This is a genomic window from uncultured Gemmiger sp., assembly GCA_944388105.1.
Classification (GTDB): domain Bacteria; phylum Bacillota; class Clostridia; order Oscillospirales; family Ruminococcaceae; genus Gemmiger.
Genome location: CALXHN010000087.1, coordinates 1 through 8,600 on the forward strand (window position 1 = coordinate 1; position 8,600 = coordinate 8,600).

9 protein-coding genes are annotated in these 8,600 nt (G+C 63.6%); 2 read left to right on the forward strand and 7 right to left on the reverse strand.

What is annotated here, in order from left to right; genetic code table 11:
- Positions 1-297: 297 nt before the first annotated feature.
- From Q0K17_RS09100 to Q0K17_RS09130, 7 genes are read right to left on the reverse strand one after another with little or no spacing between them, the layout of a single operon-like run.
- A complete protein-coding gene (locus Q0K17_RS09100) occupies positions 298-1,056 on the reverse strand; it encodes a biotin--[acetyl-CoA-carboxylase] ligase (RefSeq protein ID WP_294542441.1) in 759 nt (252 codons plus the stop codon).
- Positions 1,053-1,553 (reverse strand): metallophosphoesterase, encoded by a 501-nt coding sequence (locus Q0K17_RS09105; RefSeq protein WP_294542442.1) that lies wholly within the window; start codon positions 1,551-1,553, stop codon positions 1,053-1,055. The genes Q0K17_RS09100 and Q0K17_RS09105 overlap by 4 nt, the downstream gene beginning before the upstream one ends.
- 39 nt (positions 1,554-1,592) lie before the next feature.
- Positions 1,593-2,429, reverse strand: coding sequence for a 16S rRNA (cytidine(1402)-2'-O)-methyltransferase (rsmI, locus tag Q0K17_RS09110; RefSeq protein WP_294542443.1), 837 nt, complete (start codon positions 2,427-2,429; stop codon positions 1,593-1,595).
- Positions 2,430-2,432: 3 nt separating this feature from the next.
- Positions 2,433-3,272 carry a stage 0 sporulation family protein gene (locus Q0K17_RS09115; protein ID WP_294542444.1) on the reverse strand — a complete coding sequence of 280 codons (840 nt, stop codon included), beginning with the start codon at positions 3,270-3,272 and terminating at the stop codon, positions 2,433-2,435.
- Between the two features lie 22 nt (positions 3,273-3,294).
- Complete coding sequence (locus Q0K17_RS09120) at positions 3,295-4,233, reverse strand: hypothetical protein (protein WP_294542445.1); 939 nt, start codon at positions 4,231-4,233, stop codon at positions 3,295-3,297.
- On the reverse strand, positions 4,230-4,553 hold the full coding sequence (locus Q0K17_RS09125; protein WP_294542446.1) for a cyclic-di-AMP receptor: 324 nt from the start codon (positions 4,551-4,553) through the stop codon (positions 4,230-4,232). Before Q0K17_RS09125 ends, Q0K17_RS09120 begins: the two co-directional genes overlap by 4 nt.
- 57 nt (positions 4,554-4,610) lie before the next feature.
- Positions 4,611-5,258: a Rhomboid family protein gene (locus tag Q0K17_RS09130; protein ID WP_294542447.1), complete on the reverse strand. Its 648-nt coding sequence runs from the start codon at positions 5,256-5,258 to the stop codon at positions 4,611-4,613.
- A gap of 623 nt (positions 5,259-5,881) precedes the next feature.
- On the opposite strand from Q0K17_RS09130, the gene Q0K17_RS09135 reads away from it, so the two are divergent.
- Complete coding sequence (locus Q0K17_RS09135; protein WP_294542448.1) at positions 5,882-6,445, forward strand: manganese efflux pump MntP family protein; 564 nt, start codon at positions 5,882-5,884, stop codon at positions 6,443-6,445.
- A 236-nt stretch (positions 6,446-6,681) separates the two neighbouring features.
- Positions 6,682-8,600: HAD-IC family P-type ATPase (locus Q0K17_RS09140; RefSeq protein WP_294542449.1), on the forward strand; the 1,919-nt coding region annotated here is incomplete at its 3' end.

An 8,600-nucleotide genomic window follows, 5' to 3' on the forward strand; every position in this document is an offset into this window, starting at 1 on the left:
AGGAATCATGTTCCAGGGTAACGGTTGCGGCTCCGTTCCCTGTGCTAATACAATACCCAATACTTGCGAAAAATTTATTATCTTCCTGTGAACTTTCTGTTAATTTCGCAGGAAACATGCGCTTTTGCAAAAATGCTCGGTACAACGAATAAATATACCTGCAAAAAATAGACGTTTCGCCTTGTTTTGTACAATTGTGCAAAGGGCGCTGGGAGGAATGTTTCGCAAAAGTTTCTGCCGCAGGCGGCGGCAGGCGGCAAAGAGGGAAGGGAAGAGGCAAACAAAAAAGAGGCGGTGTCACACCGCCCCGTAAATGCCCTGTACGCTCACCTCGCCGGTGAACACATGTACGTCGCCGCCGGCATCGTCTTCCACCACCAGGCGGCCCTGCTCGTCAATGTCCACCGCCGTGCCGCTGCCGCCCGCAAAGGTGACGTGGCGGCCCAGGTTCACACACAGGGCCTTGTACTCCTCCCGGCAGGCGGCAAAGCCTTCCCGCTCAAAGGGGTAGAGCTCCCGGTCAAACCCGAAGGCCGTCAGGTTCCGGGCCAGGGCATGGGCATCTTCGGGCAGATGCACCTGCGCCCCCTGCAGGGCCAGACTGGTGCCGTGGGGCAGGCCCGCGGCGTCAAAATACCCCTGGGGCTGGGCCAGGTTGAACCCGATGCCCGAAAGGGCGGTCACCTGATGGCCCTGCACCACCGTCTCGCACAGGATGCCCACGATCTTTTTGCCGTGGAGCAGCAGGTCGTTGGGCCATTTGATGCGGCAGTCCACCCCGTAGTGCCGGCGCAGCGCCCGGGCCGCCGCCAGACTGGAATACAGGGAAAGGGCTGCCGTGTCCGCCAGCGGGATCTGCAGGACGGCGGTATAATACAGCGCCTGCCCGTTGGCATTCACCCATTGGCGGCCCAGCCGTCCCCGGCCCGCCGTCTGGCTGGTGGTGTACACCGCCCCCACCGGGCCGAATTTGTCCAGATGGGCTTTGGCCCAGGTGTTGGTGCTGTCCGTCTCGTCCAGCCAGATCAGGGTGTTGGGTTCTTTTGTCTCGGTCATAGGTCCTGCGGCACCTGCTTCCAGCCGAAGGAACACTGTCCGTCGGTGATGGTGATGACCCCGTAGCTGCCCGTGTCCCGCAGGCTGCCCGGATTGAACAGCGCCGGGGTGGCGGCGGTGGCGGCCCGCAGGGTCTTGTAATGGGTGTGGCCGAAGAGCGCCACATCGGCGCCCCGGTCGGCGGCCTCCTCCTGGAGCTGGCCCAGACTGGCTTTCACCCCGTAATGGTGGCCGTGGGTGTAGAAAAACAGCACCCCGCCGAAGGGGGCCAGACCCTCGGTGGGGTCGTGGGCTCCGAAGTCGCAGTTGCCCCGCACCCGGTAGATGGGGTAGGGGGGCTGGACCCGGTTCTGCAGGATGGCCTGGTCCAGATCATACAGGCCGTCCCCCAGGAAAAACAGGGCGTCGGCCTTTTCAAAGCGCAGAATCCACCGCAGCCGGGTCAGACGCCCGTGGGTGTCGCTGACCACCAGAATCGTAGATGTATCTTCCGCCATGGGAAAACTCCCTTTCTGTCCTTTGTTGTGCCGGCGGGGTCAGTCCCCCCGCACCAGCTGCCGGTAGATCTCCCCCTTGGAATAGGGGGTCCCGGCGGCGGCCTGTCTGGCGGCCGCGGAAGGCGGGGTGCCGCCCTCCATCAGGGTGCGGGCAGCCGCCACGGCGTCCTCCAGGGTGGGGGCCTCCGCCTCCTCGGCCGCGGGCTCCGCCCCGGCCAGCACCAGCACATATTCCCCCCGGGGCTCGGTCCCGGCGTACAGCGCCGCCGCTTCGCCCAGGGTGGTCTTGTTGATCTCCTCGTGGAGCTTGGTCAGCTCCCGGCACAGGGTCACCGACCGGTCCGGCCCGCAGGTCTTGATCAGGTCGTCCAGGGTGGTGCGCAGCTTGTGGGGGGCTTCATACAACAGGATGGTCCGGGTCTCGGTCCGTAAAACCTCCAGACGCTCCCGACGCTCCTTTTTGGGCACCGGCAGAAACCCTTCAAACACAAACCGGCCGGTCTTCTGCCCGGACACGGCCAGGGCGGTGACGCAGGCCGAAGCCCCCGGCACCGGCACCACATGGATGCCCCGGGCCAGGGCCTCGGTGACGATCTGCTCACCGGGATCGCTGATGCAGGGCATGCCCGCATCCGAACACAGAGCGCAGGATTCCCCCGCCTCGATGCGTTCCAGGATGGCGGCCCCGTGGTGCAGCGCATGTTCATAATAGCTGACCATGGGCTTTTTCAGCCCCAGATGGTTCAGCAGCTTCAAAGTCACCCGGGTGTCCTCCGCCGCCACGAAATCCGCCGCGCCGAAGGTGGCCGCCACCCGGGGCGGCATATCGTCCAGGTTGCCGATGGGGGTGGCCACAATGTACAGGGTCCCGGCCATGGGTCAGTCCTCCTTGTCCGGCTTCACCGGGGCACGGCGTCCCCCGCGCAGATACTCGCACTCCGACCGCTTGTAGGTCTTGGGGGTCAGGCTCTCCACGCAGCGCACCTTCAGGGTGCCGGAGATGACGTTCACCTCGGTGACGGTGCCTTCCCCGTCGGGGGTGCGCACCACGCTGCCCACCTGGGGGGTGATGCTGTTCAGGTATTCGTAGCTCTTCTGCTCATAGGCCAGACAGCACATCAGCCGCCCGCAGGCGCCGCTGATCTTGGCCGGGTTCAGGGAAAGTCCCTGCTCCTTGGCCATCTTGATGGACACCGGCTGGAAGTTTTTGAGGAACCGGCTGCAGCAGAAGGGCTGCCCGCAGACGCCCAAACCGCCCAGCATCTTGCTTTCATCCCGCACGCCGATCTGGCGCAGTTCGATGCGGGTGTGGAACTGGGAGGCCAGGTCCTTGACCAGCTCCCGGAAATCCACCCGGTTGTCGGCGGTGAAGTAAAAGACCAGCTTGTTCCGGTCCAGGGTGTATTCGGCGTCGATGAGCTTCATCTGCAGCTTGTGGGCGGCAATGCGCTGCTCGCAGATGGCAAAGGCCTTGCGCTCGTCGGTGCGGTTCTGGCGCATGCGGCGGATGTCCATGCCATCGGCCATGCGCTGCACCGGCTTGATCTCCCGGGAAAAGCCGGTGTCCGGCAGGTCGTGGCAGCCCCGGACCACCTCGCCGCATTCCACGCCGCGGGCGGTCTCCACAATGACGAACTCCCCGGTCTGGATCTCCAGCACCCCGGGGTCAAAATAGTAGGAGCGGCCGCTCTCCTTGAATTTTACGGAAATGACTTTCATGGCAGATAAATTCCTTTTGGTTTTATGGGTCTTGGGCGGTGGCCGCGGCGGCCAGCAGGGTCAGGGTCAGGCGCAGGTTGGCGTTGCCGGCCATGGCCTTGGCGGCATCCCCGGCCGCCCGGGCCAACCGTGCCGCCGCAGGGGCCGAAAGCCCGTCGAACCCCGGGCGGCGCAAAGCGGCGCTGGCCGCCGTGCGGGTCTGCACCAGCAGGCGGGCGGCGCCCTCCCTGTCTTTTTCATACTTGGCCAGCAGGGCCGCGGCCCGGTAGGTGTCCCGGACTTCGGCCTGACGGCACAGGTCCCGGGCGGCGGCCCGGGCGGCCTTCACGGCGGGATCGTTCATCACCGCCAGGGCCGAACCGATGTGCCCTTCATACAGAAAGGCCAGATCCGCGGCCTGCCGGTCGTCGATCTGGGGCAGCGCCGCCCGCAGGGCGGCGGCACATTCGGCTTCGGGCACCGGGGCCACCGTGTAGGCGGCGCACCGGCTGCGGATGGTGGGCAGCACGGCGGCGGCGCTGGAAGCCGTCAGCAGGAAGAGCACCCCTTCGGGGGGCTCCTCCATGATCTTCAGCATGGCGTTGGCCGAAGCCCCGTTCAGGTTCTGGGCCCCGTAGATGAAGAGCACCCGCCCCGCCGCGTCGGCGGACAGGGCGCTGTGCTGGATCTTTTCCCGGGCGTCCCGGATGCGCTCCACCTTGATCTGGCCGGAGGCGCCTTCCCCCCGGATGGTCAGACATTCACTGTCCTGCCCCCGCAGAACGGCCTCGGCGTGGGCGCCCCCCTGGGGATAGAGATAATCCGCCCCCAGGCAGCGCGCGGCAAAGCCCGCCCCGCAGCCCGGTTCCCCCACCAGCAGGATGCTGTGGGGCAGCCGGCCGGAGCGCAGCGCCGTGGTCAGGTCCTCTTTCAGGGCATGGTTGCCGGCCAGACGGCCCAGCATGCCAAGGGTGGTGCTCACAGTTTTTCGAAGCGCTCCACGTTGGTCACAAAGACGGTGGCGCCGCCCACGGTGACCTCAATGGGCATGGCGCTCTCCATGCCCAGGCCGATGGAAGCCGCACCGGGCACGATCTCGGTGCGCTGCTTGCAGCACTTGGAGATGCAGGCGATGCAGTCGTCCACCCGCTCGTCCTCGGTACCGATGAGCAGGGTCATGTTGCCCGCCATCAGGAACCCGCCGGTGGTGGCCAGACGGGTGACGTAGAACTTGTTGCGCACCAGTTCGGAGCAGACAGCCTTGGAGTCTTCCTTGTTGACAATGGCAGTGATGAGTTTCATATGTGATTCCTCCTTATAAGAGTGGATAACAAAAGAATGCAGGGAAGCGCCGGGGTTTTATTTCCAGCGGTTCTCCCAGTCCTTGCGGCGCTTGTAGCCCGCGATGGTGTCATGGCACCAGTCCCACAGCTCCCGGCCGAAGAAGAGCAGGAAACCCGCCAGCCCGAACAGCAGGGTGATGCGGGAGGAAAAGCTCCCGGTCAGGAACTGCCAGGCCCAGTAGGCTGCGGCGGCCCAGCCCAGCCATTTCACCTTCACCGGAATGATGAAGAAGAGCAGCACCTGCTGGTTGGGCCACATCCAGGCATAGGCAAAAAACAGGCTGAGGAACAGCCCCGCAGAACTGCCGAAGCCGGTGATCAGGCAGCTGAGGATGGCCCCCAGCATGCCCGCCAGCCAGTAGACGGTGAACCGGAAATCCCCCCAGGCACGGGTGAGGGAGTTGCCCACCCACCAGTAAAAGTACAGTTCCACCAGAAACCAGAAAGGCCGGGTCTGCAGGCTGGGCATGAAGATGAAGCTGACCAGCCGCCAGATCTGCCCGTGGAACAGCCCCGCCCGGGTGAGCATGAGAGCTTCGATGAAATTCAGATTGATGAACATGATGATGACCCAGGCGATGATCTGGCCCACCAGCACAATATTCAAAAGATTGGGAATACCGAACTTGCCGTAACGGCGCTCAAGCCTGTCCAGCCAATTCATGGAAACCTCCTTGTGGAAAACCGGGATTTTCCGCCGCTGGGCGGCGGACGGTTTATTATGCTATTGTACCATTTCCCGGGGGCAAGTTCAACATTTGTTTGTCGAATCTATCACAGGCCCTCCCGGGGGCACACAATCAAAAGTTGTAGTTTGTGGAAAACAAAGTAGTTTTCCACACTTTCCACAGGGTTTTCAACATTTTCAACGTGAAAAACCGTTATACGGGGTGGTAATCAACCGGCTGTATTCATCATTTCGTAATATTCGCCCCCAAAAGCCCGGAGTTTTCAACATTTTGCCCGGAGTTTTCAACTTTTGGCGGAAAACGCCGTGTAAAGGCTGTGCAAAACGCGGGAAAACTGTGGAAAACCTTCCGGGGGCGGCTTCCGCCCGGTTTTTCCCTGTCGGTTATTCTTGACTAACGGCCCGGGAACATGGTATGGTATTCGCTGCATAAGGGAGTAGCTGGCGCGGAAATTCCGCGTGATAGGGCCAACATACTGGGGCAACCCTGGCTTTAGATGAAACAGCGAGACTTATCTTTTGCCTTGCACGGCAGGGCGGGATAGGTCTCGTTTTTTTTATCCCGCCCGCCCATCACAAAACGGGAGAGTGGTTGTTCAATGTCACTGGCAGACCTTTTCATCATCGCCGTGGGCCTTTCCATGGACGCTTTCGCGGTGTCCATCTGCAAGGGGCTTTCGGTGCGCAGGATGCAGCCCCGCCACGCGCTGATCTGCGGTGTGTGGTTCGGCGCTTTCCAGGCCCTCATGCCCCTGCTGGGCTACTGGCTGGGTTCCGGCTTTGCCGGCATCATCGGCAGCTTCGGCCACTGGGTGGCCTTTGTGCTGCTGGGGCTCATCGGCGCCAACATGGTGCGGGAGAGCTTCGGCGAGGAGGAGGAAGTCACCCCTGACTTTTCCCACAAGGCCATGCTGCCCCTGGCGGTGGCCACCTCCATCGACGCCTTCGCCGTGGGGGTCAGCTTTGCGGCCACCGGCACCGACATCGTGGCGGCGGTGAGCTTCATCGGCGTCATCACCTTCCTGCTGTCCGCAGCGGGGGTCAAGATCGGCAATCTCTTCGGCACCCGGTACAAGGCGGCGGCCGAGCGGGCCGGCGGCGTGGTGCTGATTCTGATGGGATTGAAAATTTTGCTGGAAGGTCTGGGCATCCTGACCCTGTAAGGCCTTCCATCGTCTGAGGGAGTAGTTCCGCGCCCTTTCGGGGCGTGCGGCGGCATCGTCACCCCGGCGCTTTGGCGCCCGGTGCCGCCTTTGCAGCAAAGAAACCGCAAAGAATGAGACTCATACGCCATCGGCTTTCCAAAAGTCCCTGGTGTATGGGTCTCGTTTTTATATATAATAGGTAGAGAGGGATGGCGGGGCCTTTTCCCCGCCCGAAAGCGAAAGGAGTTCACAGCGTGAAAAGTTACGAACTGTCTGCCGAAGAAGTTCTTCAGCAGGAAAACGCCTCCCCCGACGGTCTGAGCAGCCAGGAAGCCGCCCGCCGTCTGGAGGAGCACGGCCCCAACAAGCTCAAGGAAGCCCAGAAGGCCACCCTGCTGCAGCGCTTCATTGAGCAGCTGAAAGACCCCATGCTCATCATCCTGCTGTGCGCCGCCGCGGTGTCCGCCGTGACCAGCCTCATCGAGGGCGAAAGCATGGCCGAGGTCATCATCATCCTGGTGGTGGTGCTGCTCAACGCGGTGCTGGGCGTCTATCAGGAGAGCAAGGCCGAAGCCGCCATTGAAGCCCTGCAGACCATGACCGCCGCCACCAGCAAGGTGCTGCGGGACGGCAAGCACGTCAGCCTGCCCAGCGCCGAGCTGGTCCCCGGCGACATCGTGCTGCTGGAGGCGGGCGACAGCGTCCCCGCCGACGGCCGCATCCTGGAAAGCGCCAGCCTGAAGATCGAGGAGGCCGCCCTCACCGGTGAGAGCGTGCCGGTGAACAAGATCATCGAGAAGCTGCTGCCCGCCGAGGGCGGCAAGGACGTGCCCCTGGGCGACCGCAAGAACATGTGCTATATGGGTTCCACCGTGGTCTACGGCCGCGGCCGGATGGTCATCACCGGCACCGGCATGGACACCGAGATGGGCAAGATCGCCGGGGCCCTGGCCGCCACCCAGGACGAGCAGACCCCCCTGCAGCGCAAGCTGGACGAGCTGGGCCGTACCCTGTCCAAGCTGGTGCTGGGCATCTGCGTCTTCATCTTTGCCTTCAACCTGATCACCCACGGTGAGTTCAGCCTGGATGCCATCCTGTCCACCTTCATGGTGGCTGTCTCCCTGGCCGTGGCCGCCATCCCCGAAGGTCTGGCCACCGTGGTCACGGTGGTGCTGTCCATCGGCGTGACCAACATGAGCAAGCGCAATGCGGTCATCCGCCGCCTCACCGCCGTGGAGACCCTGGGCTGCGCCCAGGTCATCTGCTCGGACAAGACCGGCACCCTGACCCAGAACAAGATGACCGTGGTGGAGCATGTGGGCGACGAACCCCCGCTGGCCACCGCCATGGCCCTGTGCTCCGACGCCGAGTACGCCCCCGAGGGCGCCATCGGCGAGCCCACCGAGGCGGCCCTGGTGAACTACGCTGCCTCCCTGGAGATGAAAAAGACCGACCTGGAAGCCAAGCAGCCCCGTGTGGACGAGGCGCCCTTTGATTCCGGCCGCAAGATGATGAGCACCCTGCACGCTTCCGGCGATGCCTTCATCCAGTATACCAAAGGCGCCCCGGACGTGGTCCTCAAGCGCTGCACCCGCTACTGGGACGGCCAGAAGGCCGTGCCCATGACGGTGGAAAAGCGGGCGGAGTTCCTGCAGGCCAACAAGGACATGGCGGACAAGGCCCTGCGCGTGCTGGCCGCCGCCATGCGTCCCTGGCCCCAGAACCCCCACAACAATGAGCCCGACTTCCTGGAGCAGGATCTGTGCTTCATCGGTCTGACCGGCATGATCGACCCGGTGCGTCCGGAGGTCAAGGCCGCCATCGTGGAATGCCGGGAGGCCGGCATCCGCCCGGTGATGATCACCGGCGACCACAAGGACACCGCCGTGGCCATCGCCAAGGAGCTGGGCATCATCGACAGCGCCGACCAGGCCATCACCGGCTCCGAGCTGGATGACTTCACCGACGAGCAGCTGGCCGAGGCCATCACCCGCTATGGCGTCTACGCCCGGGTGCAGCCGGAGCACAAGGTGCGCATCGTCACCGCCTGGAAGAAGCGGGGCGCCATCACCGCCATGACCGGCGACGGCGTCAATGACGCGCCCTCCATCAAGGCCGCCGACATCGGCGTGGGCATGGGCATCACCGGCACCGACGTGACCAAGAACGTGGC